The sequence below is a fragment of the Sphingopyxis sp. genome (genome assembly GCF_036261875.1).
Classification (GTDB): domain Bacteria; phylum Pseudomonadota; class Alphaproteobacteria; order Sphingomonadales; family Sphingomonadaceae; genus Sphingopyxis.
In genome coordinates, this window is sequence record NZ_DATAJZ010000022.1 from 170910 (window position 1) to 186150 (window position 15241).

Genomic DNA, 15241 nt, shown 5'->3' on the forward strand with positions numbered 1-15241 from the left:
GCGTTTCGGCGCGCGGCGCCAGCGGAATTTCAGGCGTAGCGGCGTGCGAACGCTGCGGCGGCGCCGAACAGGCCGGGCTGCGGATGGGTAATCAGCTTGACGGGCAGCGCCGCCATGAAATTCTCGAACCGTCCCTTGGCGACGAAGCGCTCGGGAAAGCCCGAGCGGACGAGCTGATCGCGGATGCGAAGGCCAAGGCCGCCTGCGATCACGACCCCGCTCGCCCCCTGCGCGAGCGCGAGGTCGCCCGCGACGCTGCCGAGCGACAGGCAGAAACGGTCGGCCGCGGCGGCGGCGAGCGCATCCTCGCCGCTCATCGCGCGCGTCCAGATGGTGCGGTCGCCCTGCGGGGTGATCGCGCGTCCTTCCATGCTGGCCAGCGTCTCGTAGATGTCCACGATGCCCGGGCCAGAGACGACGCGCTCGATCGACACGCGGCGATGGCGCATCCGCAGCCGCGCGAGAATGGCGTCCTCGATGCTGTCGAGCGGCGCGAAGTCGATATGCCCGCCCTCGGTCGCCTGGACGCGATAATCGGCGCCCTCACGCCACACATGCGCAACGCCGAGCCCGGTGCCGGGGCCGATGATGCTGATGGTGCCCATGGCGGGCAGCGGCTCGTCGGGGCCCGTCAGCCGCTCGAAATAGGCGCCGTCCGCTTGCGCGACCGCGTGTCCCACCGCCTCGAAATCATTGACGAGCGCATAGCGGTCTACGTTCAATTTCTCGCCGATCAGCGCCGGGCGGATGATCCAGGGATTGTTGGTGAAGCGGATGATCTCGCCGCGCGTCGGCCCGGCGATCGCGATCGCCACCGCGCGCGGTAGCGAACCGCCCTGGCGGCGTTCGAAATCCTGCCATGCGGTCTGGAAGCTGGCATGATCCTTGGTATGCAATGTGGTTTCGGACCCGAGCGCGACGACGCGGCCGCCTTCGACCTCGGCGATCGCGAAGCGCGCATGGGTGCCGCCGATGTCGACCGTGACGATGGCTTCGCTCATGACTCTCCCTTGCTCTTGTTCGGGAGGGCATGTCGCATCGCATCGGCCGGCGCAACCGCCATAGCTATGCGCGGGCGATCGGCGACGAGACCTCGATGCAGGGGGTGGATCGAGGCTCGCCGCCCGGATCGGCCAAGGTGTCGCCCGCGAATCTTTGCCCGCCCGCGGCGACGGCCGGCCCTTGTTCGCCTGCGCTCAGCGGCTCTGCTGGCGCAGATAGGCGATCACATCGGCGCGGCGGACGGGGTCGGTCAGGCGAAAACCCATCCGCGTTCCCGGCACCATCGCCCGCGGATTTTGGAGGAAGCGGTCGAGCGTCGCCTCGTTCCAGACGATCCGCGCGCCGCGCATCGCGGGCGAATAGGCATAGCCGCGCGCGGTTCCCGCCTTGCGCCCATAGACGCCGCGATGCGCCGGGCCGACGCGGTTGGCGTCGAGCGAGTGGCAACTCCCGCAGTTGGCGGCATAGAGTTTGCCGCCGCGCACGGGATCGCCGCTCGGCGCCATCGCCATCGCGGTGGCCGCAACGGCCAGCCAGACCGCCGCAGCCGTTTCAAGTGCCCACCGCATGGCTCAACCGAACATGAAGGCAGGCTTGGGCAGCGCTTCGCCGAGCGCCGAGGTCAGCAGCGACCAATGCGCTGCCTCGTCGGCGGCGATCTTCGCGCAGACCTGCGCGAGCTCCTTGCCGCCGAGCGACGGCATGACGCCGATATAGGCATTAGCCGCACCGAGTTCGTGCGCTTGCGCCAGGCGTAAGATGTCGGCCTGCGTCTTGATCGCCGCGATGTTGAGGCTGGTCATGTAATCGGCGCGCGATTTGGGCTGCACCGCCTTGCCGCCGAGCTGGCCGATCGTGCCGGCGAGCGCGTCGCGATGCCCCTTGTGCTGTCCCTGAAAGAGCAAGGCGAGGTCGAGCACCGGCTTTTGCAGCAGGCCGCTTTCGGCACCGATCTGATACGCCTCGATCGCTTCATGCTCGAGCCCGAGCGCGACGTTCAATATATCGATGTCGCCGGCGTTGGCGGCGCCTCCCGGTTCCTTTCCGGCCGCGCGGGCCAGCGCCGGCGCGTCGCCCAACAAGCCGATCGCGACGGCGGAAAGCGCCGCGGTTCCGGTCGCGCGCAGCAGTCCGCGGCGCGAGCTAAATTGTTCGATCATCGAAAGCCTCCTTAACTGCCGGCGCGGCGGGAATGCGCCGCGCGCTGGCAAGCATTCGATGCGGCTGCGATCCCGGCGTTCCCGAAAAAGATTCCGGAACATTCGCCGCGCCGCGCCATCCAATGGCCTTCGAACAACCAAGGATGACATCATGGATTGGCTACAGCCTTCTGCCTCCGTTGACGCCGACGACAGCGAAACACCCGAAACGGCGGTCGTGCCGCGCCCCGGACGCGCGGCAGTCGAGGCCGCTGTCCGCACCCTGATCGCGGCGGCGGGCGACGATCCGGCGCGCGAGGGGCTGCGCGACACGCCCGCGCGCGTCGCACGCGCCTATGCCGAATGGTTTTCGGGCTATGCGGTCGATCCCGCCGCCTATCTGGCCCGCGTCTTCGACGAGGCGAACGGGTATGAGGATACGGTCCTGCTCCGCGACATTCCGCTCGTTTCGACCTGCGAGCATCATCTGGCGCCGATCACCGGACGCGTCCACGTCGCCTATCGTCCGCGCGGCCGGGTGGTCGGCATATCGAAGCTGTCGCGGCTGGTGGACGCCTTTGGCCGCCGGTTGCAGTTGCAGGAACGGTTGACCCAGCAAATCGCCGACACGCTGTTTTCCGTCCTGAAGCCCAGCGGCGTCGCGGTGATCGTCGAAGCGCGGCACGGCTGCATGACGACGCGCGGCGTCAACCAGCCCGATGTCGCGATGGTGACCAAGGCGTGGCTCGGCGATTTTCGGGACGACCCCGACCTGCGCCGCGACCTGCTCGCATCGATCGCTTTCGGGCTCGATCGTTAGTCCGGCCCGGGCCAGCCGCGTTCGGCGCGGAGCCGCCGCATCACGGCCTCGACCAGCTGGTCGCACCGCGTGCCGAGGAAGGGAAAGCTGCCGCGCAGCGCGTCGGCAAGCGTCGCGTCCAGCGCCGCGCGAAGCTGGCGCCGCGCACGGTGCAGCCGCGTGCGAACGGTCTCGGCCCGGATATCGAGCAGACCCGCGACCTCCTCGACCGAGCGGCCCTCGATATCGCGCAGGATGAAGACGAGGCGGAAGGGTTCGGGCAGGTCATCGACCGCGCGCTCGAGCAGCCGCCGCACTTCGGCGCGCGCCGCCTCGGCTTCGGGATCGTCGATGATCTTGCCGCCCGGAAAGCCGAGAATCAGCGCGCCCGCCGCCTGGCTCCGCTCGACCTGATCGAGATCGACCAGCGGCCGCCGGCGGCGCAGGCGGCCGCGGCTTTCGTTGATCACGATCCGCGTCAGCCAGGTTCCCAGCCCCGCCTCGCCGCGAAAGCCGTCGATCGCCGCAAAGGCCCGCGCATAGCTTTCCTGCACGACATCCTCGGCCTCGGCATCGTCGGCCATGATCGCGCGCGCAACGCGGAACAGCGGCTGGTTGTAACGCCGCATCACCGCACAGAAGGCCAGCGGCTCGCCGCGCCGCACCTGCTCGACGAGCCCGGCATCGGCCATGGCCTCGAACCCGCCTGCCGCCGCCACCGATGAATCGGCCATTCCTACCTCCCGCCAAAGGCGATTGGATGCGGCACGCGCGAAAATGTTCCCACGACGTCGCCGGCCGCGGCCCCGTTTAGGCGGGAATATCGATCGATGGAAGGGAATGGCGCACCCGGAACGATTCGAACGTCCGACCCCCAGATTCGTAGTCTGGTGCTCTATCCAGCTGAGCTACGGGTGCGTGGAGCGGTGCCTTTAGGGGGCAGCGCGGAATCGCGCAACCCCCTTTCAGCGATTATTTTCGCAAGGCCGCCTGCGCCGCCGCGAGCCGTGCGATCGGCACGCGATAGGGCGAGGCGCTGACGTAATCGAGCCCGGTCTTTTCGCAGAAATGGATGCTCGGCGCATCGCCGCCATGCTCGCCGCAGATGCCGAGCTTGATCCCCGCGCGGGCGCCCCGGCCACGGTCGGCGGCAAGCTCGATAAGCTGGCCGACGCCCTCGACATCGAGGCTGACGAAGGGGTCGGTGACGAAGATGCCCTTGTCGACATATTGGGTCAGGAAGCGGCCCGCGTCGTCGCGGCTGATGCCGATCGTTGTCTGCGTCAGGTCGTTGGTGCCGAAGCTGAAGAATTCGGCCGTCTCAGCGATCTCGCCCGCCATCAGCGCGGCGCGCGGCAGTTCGATCATCGTGCCGACGAGATAGGCGATCTCGCGCCCCTTTTCGGCGAACACCGCCTTCGCCGCCGTATCGACGACCGCCTTCATCAGGTCGAACTCGCGGCGCGTCGCGACCAGCGGGATCATCACCTCGGGGATCGGCGCCGCGCCGGTTTCGGCGGCGACGTCGCACGCCGCCTCGAAGATCGCGCGTGCCTGCATCTCGTAGATTTCGGGATAGGTCACGCCAAGGCGGCAGCCGCGGTGGCCGAGCATCGGGTTGAATTCATGGAGTTCGTTCGCGCGCGCCTTCAGCGCCTCGATGCCCACCCCTGCGGCAGCGGCGACCTCGGCGAAATCCTCCTCGCGCGTCGGCAGGAATTCGTGCAGCGGCGGGTCGAGCAGGCGGATGGTCACGGGCAGCCCCGCCATCACGCCGAAGATCGCGGCAAAGTCGCCGCGCTGTTCGGGGAGCAGCTTGGCGAGCGCGGCGCGGCGGCCGTCCTCGCTGTCCGCCAGGATCATCTCGCGCACCGCGGTGATGCGCGCGGCGTCGAAGAACATATGCTCGGTACGGCAGAGGCCGATGCCCTCAGCGCCGAAATCGCGCGCAACCTGCGCATCGGCGGGGGTTTCGGCGTTGGTGCGCACCTTCATCCGGCGCACCTTGTCGGCCCAGCCCATCAGGGTGCCGAAATCGCCGACCAATTCGGGCAAAAGCGTCGGAACCTCGCCCGCCATCACCTCGCCGGTCGAGCCGTCGAGGGTCAGGATGTCGCCTTCGCGCAGTTCGCGCCCGGCGACGCGCAGCACGCGCGCATTGCCGTCGATGGCGAGCCCGCCCGCGCCCGAGACGCAGGGACGCCCCATACCGCGCGCGACGACCGCTGCGTGACTGGTCATCCCGCCGCGCGCGGTCAGGATGCCCTTGGCGGCGTGCATACCGTGGATGTCTTCCGGCGAGGTCTCGACGCGGACGAGGATCACCGCCTCGCCCATGCCCGCAGCTTTCTCTGCGCTGTCGGCGTCGAACATGATCTTGCCCGATGCCGCCCCGGGGCTCGCCGGGAGCCCCTTGGTGAGCACGTCGCGCGGCGCCTTGGGATCGAGCGTCGGGTGGAGAAGCTGGTCGAGCGCGCCGGGATCGACGCGGCCGACGGCTTCCTCTTCGCTGATCAGTCCCTCGGCCGCCATTTCGACCGCGATGCGCAGCGCCGCCTTGGCGGTGCGCTTGCCCGAACGGGTTTGCAGCATCCACAGCGTCCCGCGTTCGACAGTGAACTCGATATCCTGCATGTCGCGATAATGATTTTCGAGCGTGTCGAAGACGCGGCCGAGCTCGCCGAAAGTCTCGGGCATCGCCTCTTCCATGCTGAGCGGCTTGGCGCCTGCCTTTTCGCGCGCGATCTTGGTCAGATATTGCGGCGTGCGGATGCCGGCGACGACGTCCTCGCCCTGCGCGTTGATCAGCCATTCGCCGTACCAGGCGCGCTCGCCGGTCGCGGGGTCGCGCGTGAAGGCGACGCCGGTCGCCGAGGTGTCGCCCATATTGCCGAACACCATCGCCTGCACATTGACCGCAGTGCCCCATTCGCCGGGGATCGAATTCAGACGGCGATAGACCTTCGCGCGGTCGCTTTCCCAGCTCGCGAAGACGGCGCCGATCGCACCCCAGAGCTGATCTTTGGGCTCCTGCGGGAAAGGCGCGCCGGTTTCGCGCGCAACGATCGCCTGATATTCCTTGACCAACGCCTGCCAGTCTTCGGCGGACATTTCGGTGTCGAGATAGAAGCCCTTGTCTTCCTTCGCGATTTCCAGCGCTTCCTCGAACGCCGCATGGTCGAGTCCCATGACGACGTCGGCGTACATCTGGATGAAGCGGCGATAGCTGTCCCACGCGAAGCGCGGGTCGCCCGACGCTTCGGACAGGCCGACGACGGTGCGGTCGTTGAGCCCGAGGTTGAGGACGGTGTCCATCATCCCCGGCATCGACACCCGCGCGCCCGAGCGGACCGAGACGAGCAGCGGATCGGCGGCGTCGCCGAATGTCTTGCCGGTGATGCCCTCGATATGCGCGATACCCGCGGCGACATCCTCGACCAATCCGGCGGGGAATTGCTCGCCATTGGCATAATAAGCGGTGCAGACGTCGGTGGTGATCGTAAAGCCCGGCGGAACCGGCAGGCCGATCGAGGCCATTTCGGCAAGGTTCGATCCCTTGCCGCCCAGCAATTCCTTCGAGCGCTCGGCCGTCGTGGCCGCGCCGCCGAACAAATGCACCATCTTCGTCATCATATGCTCCTGCTGCCCCGGGGAGGAGGTTGCGGCTGGATAGGTATGCAATCCGGGTTGGTCGATTCAGTTTTACTTCGTTCGTTATAAGCTCTGGCGCATAACCGTAGCGTCAGCCTTCGATCTTCGAGAAATCCGCTACGCCATGCACCGCGCCGGTAAATCGCGCGAGCAGACCGAGGCGCCAGGCGCGGACCGCTTCGTCGGGATCGTTGACCATCACGCCGTCGAAAAAGGCGTCGATCGGCGCGCGAAGGCTGGCGAGCGCGGCCATCGCGTCGGTGAAGCGTTCGTCGGCGACCGCGGCGGAGGCCGCGGGCTCGGCGGCGTCGAGCGCGGCGAGCAGTGCGGCATCGGCCTCGGTCGGCGGCGTCGCGGCGGCGGTGCCGCTTACCTCGCCCGCCTGCTTCAGGATATTCGCTGCGCGTTTGTAGCCCGCAAGCAGGTTGGTGCCGTCTTCGGTCGCTAGAAAAGCTTGCAAGTCCCGCGCACGGGCCTCGGTACGATCAAGCCGCGTATCAACGCGGCTATTCCATTCGCGCGAGGCCTGAACCACGTCCGCCGACACACCGGCCTCTCGCAGTTGAACGGCCAAACGCTCTGTCAAAAAGTCAGGAATAGACGTCAAGATTTTGCGATCGGCAATCTGGCTCTCGCTCAGCGTGACCGACGGGTCGCTTTGACCAAGCCACTGAGCCGCGGCAGCATCTGTCGACAGCTTCAAATCATTCTGTAGAATTAGCCGTAGCGAAGAAATGCCCGCCCGTCTCAAAGCGAACGGATCTTTCGATCCAGTCGGAAACATATCCTCGCGGAAAAATCCAAATAGCGTATCTAGCTTGTCCGCCAGCGCCACAGCCACCGTCACAGGCGCGGCCGGCACGTCGTCGCCCTGCCCGACCGGCTTGTAATGATCGCGGATCGCGTCGGCGACGGCATCGGGCAGACCTTCGGCGCGGGCGTAATAGCCGCCCATCAGGCCCTGCAATTCGGGGAACTCGCCGACCATTTCGGTCACGAGATCGGCCTTTGCCAATTCGGCCGCCTGCCGCGCGAGCGCGGGGTCGCAGTTCGGGACGATGCCTTCGCTCGCCAGCCATTCGGCGAGCTTCGCGACGCGCTCGACCTTGTCGGCGACGGTGCCGAGCTTTTCGTGGAAGGTGATGTTCGCGAGCTTTTCGGCGTGCTCGGCGAGCGTCTTCTTCTGGTCCTGTTCCCAGAAGAAGCGCGCGTCGGAGAGGCGCGCGGCGAGGACCTTGCGGTTGCCCGCGACGATCTCCGCGCCTCCGTCGACCGCGTCGATGTTCGCGGTGCAGACGAAGCCGTTGGCGAGCTTGCCGTCGGCGCCGTTCACGACGAAATATTTCTGGTTCACGCGCGCCGTTAGCTGGATGACCTCGGGCGGCACCTCCAGAAACGCCTCGTCGAAGCGGCCGAGCAAAGGCACCGGCCATTCGGTGAGCCCCGCATTCTCGATCACCAGCCCCTCGTCTTCGACGAGCGTCAGCCCGGCGTCGGCGGCGGCCTTGGCGGCGCCGCCGCGGATGATCGTCTGGCGCTCTTCATGGTCGACGATGACGTGGCAGGCGCGCAGCTTATCGGCATAATCGGCGGCCGAGCCGATCGTGATCTCGCCTGGGCAATGAAAGCGGTGGCCGCGCGTTGCGAAACCGGCGGAAATCCCGCCAACTTCACACGCAATCAGCGCTTCGCCGAAGATCGCGACGATGCCCGACAGCGGGCGCACCCAGCGCAGGCTTTCGCTGCTCGCGCTTGCCTTGCCCCAGCGCATCGACTTGGGCCACGAGAAGCCGCGGACGATCGCGGGGATCGCTTCGGCGAGGACGTCGGCGGTCGCGCGTCCGGGCTTGTCGATCACGGCGAACCAGACGCCGTCGCGGTCTTCGAGTTGATCCTGCGTCAGGCCGGTCTTGCGGAGAAAACCTTCGAGCGCCTGCGGCGGCGCGCTGGTGCGCGGGCCCTTGAGTTCCTCGCTGACCGCGGCGGTCGCGTCGGGCAGCCCCTTCGCGATCAGCGCGAGGCGGCGCGGGGTCGACCAGACGATGGTGTCACCCGCTTCGAGGCCCGCGGCGCCAAGCTGGGCGCGGAACAGCTTTTCAAGCTCGGCGCGCGCGCCGGCCTGCATCCGCGCCGGAATTTCCTCGCTGCGCAGTTCGAGAAGGAAATCGGTCACAGCGTCCACCCCGGATAGTTGGCGGTCCAGCGCTCGGACTGGCTGTCGATCCACGCCTTGCAGCTTCCCTTCGCGAGGTCGCGGACGCGCGCCATGTAATTGGCGCGTTCCTGCACGCTGATCACGCCGCGCGCCTGCAAGAGGTTGAAGAGGTGGCTTGCCTCGATCGCCTGATCATAGGCGGCGAGCGGGACGTTCGCGGCGATCGCGCGCTGGCATTCGGCCTCGGCCGCCTTGAAACCCGCGAACAAAGTCTCGGTGTCGGCGACCTCGAAATTCCATTTCGAGAATTGCCGCTCATTCTCGAGGAAGACGTCGCCATAGCTGACCGCCGCGACGTCGCCGACCGCGTCGGAGAAACGCAGGTCGTACACATTGTCGACATTCTGGATATACATGGCGAGGCGTTCGAGCCCGTAGGTGAGTTCGCCCGCGACCGGCTTGCAGTCGTAGCCGCCCATCTGCTGGAAATAGGTGAACTGGGTCACCTCCATCCCGTCGCACCAGACCTCCCAGCCCAGCCCCCACGCGCCGAGCGTCGGCGATTCCCAATCATCCTCGACGAAGCGGATGTCGTGGAGCAGCGGGTCGATTCCGATCGCGGCCAGCGAGCCCAGATATTGCTCCTGCAGGTCGGCGGGCGACGGTTTCAGGATCACCTGATACTGGTAATAATGCTGGAGGCGGTTCGGATTTTCGCCATAGCGGCCATCGGTCGGGCGACGGCTCGGCTGGACATAGGCGACGTTCCACGGCTCGGGACCAAGGCTGCGCAGCGTCGTCGCGGGGTGAAAGGTCCCCGCCCCGACGCGCATGTCATAAGGCTGAAGAATCGCGCAGCCGCGCGCCGCCCAATAGGCGTGGAGCGTCAGGATCATGTCCTGAAAGCTGAGCAGTTTCTTTTCCGCCGCGTCGGCCACCCGATTTTCCGCCTTTCGCAGGTGCAACAATCCTCGCCGCCCTTGGCGCAGCGGCGGCGCAGGGTCAAGGGAGGGCGGTGGAAGTTGGCGAAAGTGCCGCGGGGCGTATGGTTCCCGACCGCCGATGTCAGGTCTTGTTGACATGGTCAGCGAATCATGTCATTTAGTCAATAATACCTGACATTCGGTCAGGGACGCATGACGGATACGGCGTGTGAACAACAAGTTGAAGGTGCTGCGCGCGATGCGCAACTGGAGCCAGGCGGAACTTGCCGACCGGCTCGACGTGTCGCGGCAGGCGGTGAACGCGATCGAAACGGGCAAATACGACCCGTCGCTGCCGCTCGCCTTCAAGCTGGCCCGACTGTTCGACATGCCGATCGAGGAGATTTTCGATGATGGCTTCGAAAGATAGGATGATGGTCACCGAACCCCAGGAACCGCGCGCGCCGGGATTCGTCTGGCCCGCCGCCATCTGCTTCGGCGCGATTTTCCTCGCCGGCATTTTAGCGGGCTTCAGCAAGGCCGCTGCCGAAGCAGGCAAGGCGACGCTCGCCCCCTGGGCCGGACCGTTGATCGCCGCCACGCTCGGCATAGCGGGCCTTTTCTTCTATTTCCGCCGTCACGCGGACTGGTTCCACGCCTTGTCGCGCCGCCGCCGCCGCTATTGGACGGCGCTCGGCCTCGCCGCGGTGATCGGCGGAATCGTCGGCGTCTGGGCCTCGTTCGATCAGCCGACCAATCGCGGCGCGATCGAGATGGCGTTCACCGGGGCGCTCAGCGCGAAGTTCGCGATCGGCGCGTCGATCCTGTGGGTGATCGGGCTGCTCGTGTCGATGGTCATCTATCACCGCTCGATCGACGATCATGAGGAGCGTGCCTGGCTGTGGGCGGGGCTTGCGGGCTGGTATGCCTTCATCTTTCCGGCCCCCGTCTGGTGGGTGCTCCACCGCGCCGGCCTTGCTCCGCCAGCCGATGCGATGCTGTTGTTCCTGCTGTCGATGGTCGCGAACGCCATCGTCTATCTCTGGCTCAAATTCCGCTGACTTTCGCTTTCCCCTCCCCTATTTCCATCCGGCCACAAGGCCATGACTGAAAGGTGTTTTTGATGAAAAGCTGGTTCAAGACGTTCGTTGCAAGCTGCGCGGTGGTTCCCTTTGCCGCCTGCGCGCTGACTCCTGGCAACGTCGCCTTTGCCCAAGAAGCCGCCGTCGCCCCGGCCCCGGCAGCCGCGACGGTCGCCGCCAAACCGGGCCTGTGGGCGGTCAAGGACGCCGACACGACCATCTATCTGTTCGGCACCGTGCATGTGCTGAAGCCCGGCCTCGGCTGGTTCGACGGCGCCGTGAAGCAGGCGTTCGACAAATCGGACGAGCTCGTCCTCGAAATGGTGCTGCCCGAGGACCAGGCCGAGGCGGCGAAAGTCACCATGCCGCTGGCGATGGACCAGAGCGGCACGGCGCTGTCGGCCAAGCTCGATCCCGACGCGCTCAAGGCCTATCAGGCCGCGCTGACAGGCCTCGGCGTGCCGGTCGCCGCCTTCGATGCGTTCAAGCCGTGGTTCGCAGCCGTTACGTTGTCGGTCCTGCCGCTGACCAAGCTCGGCTATGATCCGACGCAGGGTGCCGAAATGCAGCTCACCGCGGCCGCCAAGACGGCGACCAAGCCAATTTCCGGCTTCGAAACGCTCCAGGAACAGCTCGGTTTCTTCGATTCGATCCCCGAGGACGGGCAGATCGCTTTCCTCAACGCGACGGTGAAGGATATCGACAAGCTCGCCCCCACGCTCGACACGATGGTCGGACAGTGGAGCAAGGGCGAGACCGATAAGCTGGCCGCGACGATGAACGAAAGCATGGCCGCGACGCCTGAGTTGACCAAGATCCTGCTGTGGGACCGCAATGCCCGCTGGGCCGACCAGATCAAGGCGCGGATGGACAAGCCCGGCACGGTCTTCGTCGCGGTCGGCGCGGGCCACCTTGCGGGACAGAAGAGCGTTCAGGACTATCTGAAGGAACGCGGACTGAAAGCGACGCGCGTTCAGTGACGCGGATCGGGACCGATATCCCGATAGGAAGGGGTCGCCGCCTTGCGGCGGCCCTTTTGCCGTTGCTGCTGACCGCATGCCAGGCGGAGCCGACGGTCGAAGCGCGGCCCGCGATGTGGCTGGTCGCCGATGACGACACGCGCATCTATATGTTCGGCACGATGCACGCGCTGCCCGCCGGGACCGATTGGGACGAGGGCCAGGTCGCCGCAGCGATCGGCAAAGCCGACGAATTGATGCTCGAACTGTCGCCGGAGCAACTCGCGGAAGCCGGCGCGGTATTTCGGGAGCTCGCGCCGCGCGCCGCACCGCTGGCGATGCGCGCGCGCCTGCCCGCCAAGGCGTTCGCGGGCTATCGCGCGATCGAAGGCGACGACCCGCTCGGCGGCGACGGCCTCGACGATTGGGCGGTGCTGGTCTTGATGGGACAGCGCGTCGCGGCGCGCGCCGAGCTGTCACCCGCCGACGGGGTCGAGGCGGGGCTGACCGCCGCCTTTCGGCACGCGGACAAGCCGGTTCGCGGGCTCGAAAGCGCGAAGGCGCAATTGATGCTGTTCGAGACGCTCGACCCCGCCACCCAGCGCGCGCTGCTTGTCCGTGCGGCCGCGAACGCCGATCGCGCCGAACGGGACGTGATCGCGATGGCGGCTGCCTGGTCACGCGGCGACGTCGATGCGCTGGCGAAGATCGTCAACGAGGACGTCGACGAGGTTCCCGCGGCACGCAAGGCGCTCCTCACCGACCGCAACCGCCGCTGGACCGCTTGGGTCGAGCAGCGCCTGAACCGGCCGGGCACGGTGCTGATGGCGGTCGGCGCGGGGCATCTGGTGGGCGATGACGGCGTGCCCACGATGCTGGCGGCGGCGGGGTATCAGGTGGTGCGGGTGCAGTGAGTGGACGGTGATGTCGGCTTTGGGGGGAGCGGACGTTGACGATCCTCCCCGGGATGGGGAGGGGGACCACCGAAGGTGGTGGAGGGGCAGGTGCGTCATGGCGCGCCTTTTCTGGATCGAAGCGTAAACCGAGGGTGCCCCTCCACCATGCTTCGCATGGTCCCCCTCCCCGTGCCGGGGAGGATACCTGTCCGCTCCCGGTCGAGAAGCGACCATCCCCTCCCCGCTTGCATTTCCGCCGCTTCCTCGCTATGCGCCCGCGCTTCCGTCATGGTCATCCCTGGAGGCGTGGCGGAACTGTGTAACCGAACTCGGAGAATAACTATGAGCGATCAGCTGACGCTGACGGCCGAGACGCGCGAACGCGGAGGCAAGGGAGCCTCGCGCGAGCTGCGTCGTAATGGCCGCGTCCCCGCCGTTGTCTATGGCGGCAAGGAAGAACCCCTGATGATCCACGTCGAGGAAAAGCTGCTGATGAAGCAGCTGATGACGGGTCACTTCATGAACTCGGTCGTGATGATCGACGTCGACGGCAAGAGCATTCGCACGCTGCCGAAGGACGTCGCTTTCCATCCGGTCAAGGACCGTCCGATCCACGCCGACTTCCTGCGCATTTCGAAGGACGCCAAGGTCCAGGTCGCGGTGCCGGTCGTGTTCGCGAACGAAGAAGCCTCGCCCGGCCTGAAGCGCGGCGGCGTGCTGAACATCGTTCGCCACGAGCTGGAACTGGTCTGCGAAGCGGACAAGATCCCCGACGAGATCACGATCGACGTCACCGGTTTCGATGTCGGCGATTCGATCCACATCAGCAATGTGACGCTGCCCAAGGGCAGCGAAAGCGCGATCACCGACCGTGACTTCACCATCGCGACCATCGTCGCCCCGTCGGCGCTCAAGTCGAGCGACGGCGACACGACGAAGGACGAGGGCGAAGCCGCCGAAGGCGAAGCCTGATACCGATACTTCAGCTCCTCCCCTTCGGGGGAGGGGTTGGGTTGGGGTTCCGCGGGGTAGCGTCCGGCCAATGGCCCCACCCCGCTGCGACTAGGCAGCAAGCTGCCAAGTCTCGCTGCCCCTCCCCTAAAGAGGAGGGGAGACGTAAGGATGCAGCTTTGGGTCGGCCTCGGCAATCCCGGGTCTCAATATGCGATGCATCGCCACAATGTCGGCTTCATGGCCGCCGACGTCATCGCCGACACGCACGGCTTTTCCGCCCCGGCGAAAAAATTCCAGGGCTGGATCCAGGACGGCCGCATCGGCCGCGAGCGTGTCCTGCTCCTGAAACCCGGCACCTTCATGAACGAAAGCGGCCGCAGCGTGCGCGCCGCGATGGATTTCTACAAGCTGACGCCGCAGGACGTCACCGCCTTTTACGACGAGCTCGACCTCGCGCCGATGAAGGTGAAGGTGAAGCGCGGCGGCGGCGCGGCGGGGCATAATGGCATCCGCAGCATGATCGCCCATATCGGCGACGATTTCCGCCGCGTGCGCATCGGCATCGGCCACCCGGGGCACAAGGACCGCGTCACCGGTCACGTCCTCGGCAATTATCACAAGAGCGAGATCGAGCCGCTGACCGACCTGCTCGGCGCGATCGCCGCCGAAGCAGGCTGGCTCGCCGACGGCGACGACGTGCGCTTTCAGAACGATCTCGCGCTTCGGCTGAACGGCTGAGCGCCGTGGAGCGGGTGCTTGTCATCGGCCCAAGCGGTGCCGGGAAATCGACCCTCGCGACCGAGCTGGGGCGACGGCTCGCCCTGTCGGTCCATCATATCGACCAGCTCCACTGGCAGCCCGGCTGGGTCGAGGGCAGCGACGCCGAACTCCATGCGAAGCTCGACGCGATCGTGGCGAGCGAGCGCTGGCTGATCGACGGCAATTACGGCGCAACGCTGGCCGAGCGGCTCGCGCGCGCCGACACCGTCGTCTATCTCGACTATCCGATCCGCCTCTGCCTTCGCCGGCTGCTCGGGCGCATCTGGACCTATCGCGGGCGGACGCGGCCCGACATGACAGAAGGATGCGTCGAACGCTTCGACCTCGCATTCTTTCTCTATGTGTTGACCTGGAATCGCGGCCCGCGGCGGCGGACCGAGAGCAGGTTGAGCCATTATGAAGGCACGATCGTGCGCCTGAGGAATCCGCGGGCGCTGCGGCGCTGGCTCGCCGCGCTTCCGGCAAAGGCAGGCATATCGTCATGACCACCGTGCGCATGGCAACCGACGCCGATCGCGACGCCGTGGTCGCCCTGTGGCAAAGCTGCGACCTCACCCGGCCGTGGAACGACCCCGGCGCCGATTTCGACCGCGCGCTGGGCCACGACGCCTCGACGATTCTGCTCGCCGAAGCGGCGCGCGCGATCGTCGGGACGGTCATGGTGGGGTTCGACGGGCATCGCGGCTGGGTCTATTATCTGGGCGTGCGGCCCGACCGGCGCGGGGGCGGGATCGCGCGCAGGCTGCTCGACGGCGGCTGCGACTGGCTTGCCGCGCGCGGCTGTCCGAAGGTCGAATTGATGGTTCGGGATGGCAATCCCGCCGCGGGGCTCTATGAGCGCCTCGATTGGGAATATCAGCCGGTGCGCGTCTTTGCGCGCTGGCTTGGTCAAAAGGGTTAG

The 15241-nt window shown here is 66.7% G+C and carries 16 protein-coding genes and 1 tRNA gene; 9 read left to right on the top strand and 8 right to left on the bottom strand.

Going from position 1 to position 15241, the window contains the following annotated elements:
* Positions 1-29: 29 nt before the first annotated feature.
* The 3 genes from VHO04_RS10110 to VHO04_RS10120 form a co-directional block, all read right to left on the bottom strand.
* Positions 30-1001: a glucokinase gene (locus VHO04_RS10110; protein ID WP_329628211.1), complete on the bottom strand. Its 972-nt coding sequence runs from the start codon at positions 999-1001 to the stop codon at positions 30-32.
* A gap of 195 nt (positions 1002-1196) precedes the next feature.
* Positions 1197-1571, bottom strand: coding sequence for a c-type cytochrome (locus tag VHO04_RS10115; RefSeq protein ID WP_329628212.1), 375 nt, complete (start codon positions 1569-1571; stop codon positions 1197-1199).
* 3 nt (positions 1572-1574) lie between these two features.
* Positions 1575-2162 (bottom strand): ferritin-like domain-containing protein, encoded by a 588-nt coding sequence (locus tag VHO04_RS10120; protein ID WP_329628213.1) that lies wholly within the window; start codon positions 2160-2162, stop codon positions 1575-1577.
* Between the two features lie 151 nt (positions 2163-2313).
* Between VHO04_RS10120 and folE the strand changes: the two genes are divergently transcribed.
* A complete protein-coding gene (gene folE / locus VHO04_RS10125; protein WP_329628214.1) occupies positions 2314-2961 on the top strand; it encodes a GTP cyclohydrolase I FolE in 648 nt (215 codons plus the stop codon).
* On the opposite strand, the gene VHO04_RS10130 is transcribed toward folE, so the two are convergent.
* The 5 genes from VHO04_RS10130 to VHO04_RS10150 form a co-directional block, all read right to left on the bottom strand.
* Complete coding sequence (locus VHO04_RS10130) at positions 2958-3674, bottom strand: RNA polymerase sigma factor (RefSeq protein WP_329628215.1); 717 nt, start codon at positions 3672-3674, stop codon at positions 2958-2960. The two genes, folE and VHO04_RS10130, sit on opposite strands and share 4 nt — an antisense overlap.
* A 107-nt stretch (positions 3675-3781) precedes the next feature.
* Positions 3782-3858 (bottom strand) — tRNA-Arg (locus VHO04_RS10135).
* Positions 3859-3912: 54 nt separating this feature from the next.
* On the bottom strand, positions 3913-6570 hold the full coding sequence (gene ppdK / locus VHO04_RS10140) for a pyruvate, phosphate dikinase (protein WP_329628255.1): 2658 nt from the start codon (positions 6568-6570) through the stop codon (positions 3913-3915).
* A 112-nt stretch (positions 6571-6682) separates the two neighbouring features.
* Positions 6683-8764 carry a glycine--tRNA ligase subunit beta gene (gene glyS / locus VHO04_RS10145; protein ID WP_329628216.1) on the bottom strand — a complete coding sequence of 694 codons (2082 nt, stop codon included), beginning with the start codon at positions 8762-8764 and terminating at the stop codon, positions 6683-6685.
* Entirely contained in the window at positions 8761-9642 is an 882-nt protein-coding gene (locus VHO04_RS10150) for a glycine--tRNA ligase subunit alpha (RefSeq protein WP_329628256.1), read from the bottom strand. The genes glyS and VHO04_RS10150 overlap by 4 nt, the downstream gene beginning before the upstream one ends.
* A 256-nt stretch (positions 9643-9898) precedes the next feature.
* On the opposite strand from VHO04_RS10150, the gene VHO04_RS10155 reads away from it, so the two are divergent.
* The 8 genes from VHO04_RS10155 to VHO04_RS10190 all read left to right on the top strand — a co-directional run bounded on the left by VHO04_RS10155 (position 9899) and on the right by VHO04_RS10190 (position 15241).
* Entirely contained in the window at positions 9899-10099 is a 201-nt protein-coding gene (locus tag VHO04_RS10155) for a helix-turn-helix transcriptional regulator (protein WP_329628217.1), read from the top strand.
* Complete coding sequence (locus VHO04_RS10160) at positions 10080-10730, top strand: hypothetical protein (protein WP_329628218.1); 651 nt, start codon at positions 10080-10082, stop codon at positions 10728-10730. Before VHO04_RS10155 ends, VHO04_RS10160 begins: the two co-directional genes overlap by 20 nt.
* 62 nt (positions 10731-10792) lie before the next feature.
* Entirely contained in the window at positions 10793-11731 is a 939-nt protein-coding gene (locus VHO04_RS10165; protein ID WP_329628219.1) for a TraB/GumN family protein, read from the top strand.
* A 62-nt stretch (positions 11732-11793) separates the two neighbouring features.
* Positions 11794-12624: a TraB/GumN family protein gene (locus VHO04_RS10170; protein WP_329628220.1), complete on the top strand. Its 831-nt coding sequence runs from the start codon at positions 11794-11796 to the stop codon at positions 12622-12624.
* A gap of 324 nt (positions 12625-12948) precedes the next feature.
* Complete coding sequence (locus tag VHO04_RS10175) at positions 12949-13578, top strand: 50S ribosomal protein L25/general stress protein Ctc (protein ID WP_329628221.1); 630 nt, start codon at positions 12949-12951, stop codon at positions 13576-13578.
* 150 nt (positions 13579-13728) lie between these two features.
* A complete protein-coding gene (pth, locus tag VHO04_RS10180; protein ID WP_329628222.1) occupies positions 13729-14298 on the top strand; it encodes an aminoacyl-tRNA hydrolase in 570 nt (189 codons plus the stop codon).
* Between the two features lie 5 nt (positions 14299-14303).
* Complete coding sequence (locus VHO04_RS10185; protein WP_329628223.1) at positions 14304-14825, top strand: AAA family ATPase; 522 nt, start codon at positions 14304-14306, stop codon at positions 14823-14825.
* On the top strand, positions 14822-15241 hold the full coding sequence (locus VHO04_RS10190) for a GNAT family acetyltransferase (RefSeq protein ID WP_329628224.1): 420 nt from the start codon (positions 14822-14824) through the stop codon (positions 15239-15241). The genes VHO04_RS10185 and VHO04_RS10190 overlap by 4 nt, the downstream gene beginning before the upstream one ends.

Coding starts and splice junctions, on each gene's coding strand:
- VHO04_RS10120 (WP_329628213.1), bottom strand. CDS start 2,162: ATGATCGAACAATTTAGCTCGCGCCGCGGACTGCTGCGCGCGACCGGA.
- VHO04_RS10130 (WP_329628215.1), bottom strand. CDS start 3,674: ATGGCCGATTCATCGGTGGCGGCGGCAGGCGGGTTCGAGGCCATGGCC.
- folE (WP_329628214.1), top strand. CDS start 2,314: ATGGATTGGCTACAGCCTTCTGCCTCCGTTGACGCCGACGACAGCGAA.
- VHO04_RS10165 (WP_329628219.1), top strand. CDS start 10,793: ATGAAAAGCTGGTTCAAGACGTTCGTTGCAAGCTGCGCGGTGGTTCCC.
- VHO04_RS10150 (WP_329628256.1), bottom strand. CDS start 9,642: ATGATCCTGACGCTCCACGCCTATTGGGCGGCGCGCGGCTGCGCGATT.
- pth (WP_329628222.1), top strand. CDS start 13,729: ATGCAGCTTTGGGTCGGCCTCGGCAATCCCGGGTCTCAATATGCGATG.
- VHO04_RS10190 (WP_329628224.1), top strand. CDS start 14,822: ATGACCACCGTGCGCATGGCAACCGACGCCGATCGCGACGCCGTGGTC.
- ppdK (WP_329628255.1), bottom strand. CDS start 6,570: ATGACGAAGATGGTGCATTTGTTCGGCGGCGCGGCCACGACGGCCGAG.
- VHO04_RS10115 (WP_329628212.1), bottom strand. CDS start 1,571: ATGCGGTGGGCACTTGAAACGGCTGCGGCGGTCTGGCTGGCCGTTGCG.
- VHO04_RS10110 (WP_329628211.1), bottom strand. CDS start 1,001: ATGAGCGAAGCCATCGTCACGGTCGACATCGGCGGCACCCATGCGCGC.
- VHO04_RS10160 (WP_329628218.1), top strand. CDS start 10,080: ATGATGGCTTCGAAAGATAGGATGATGGTCACCGAACCCCAGGAACCG.
- VHO04_RS10175 (WP_329628221.1), top strand. CDS start 12,949: ATGAGCGATCAGCTGACGCTGACGGCCGAGACGCGCGAACGCGGAGGC.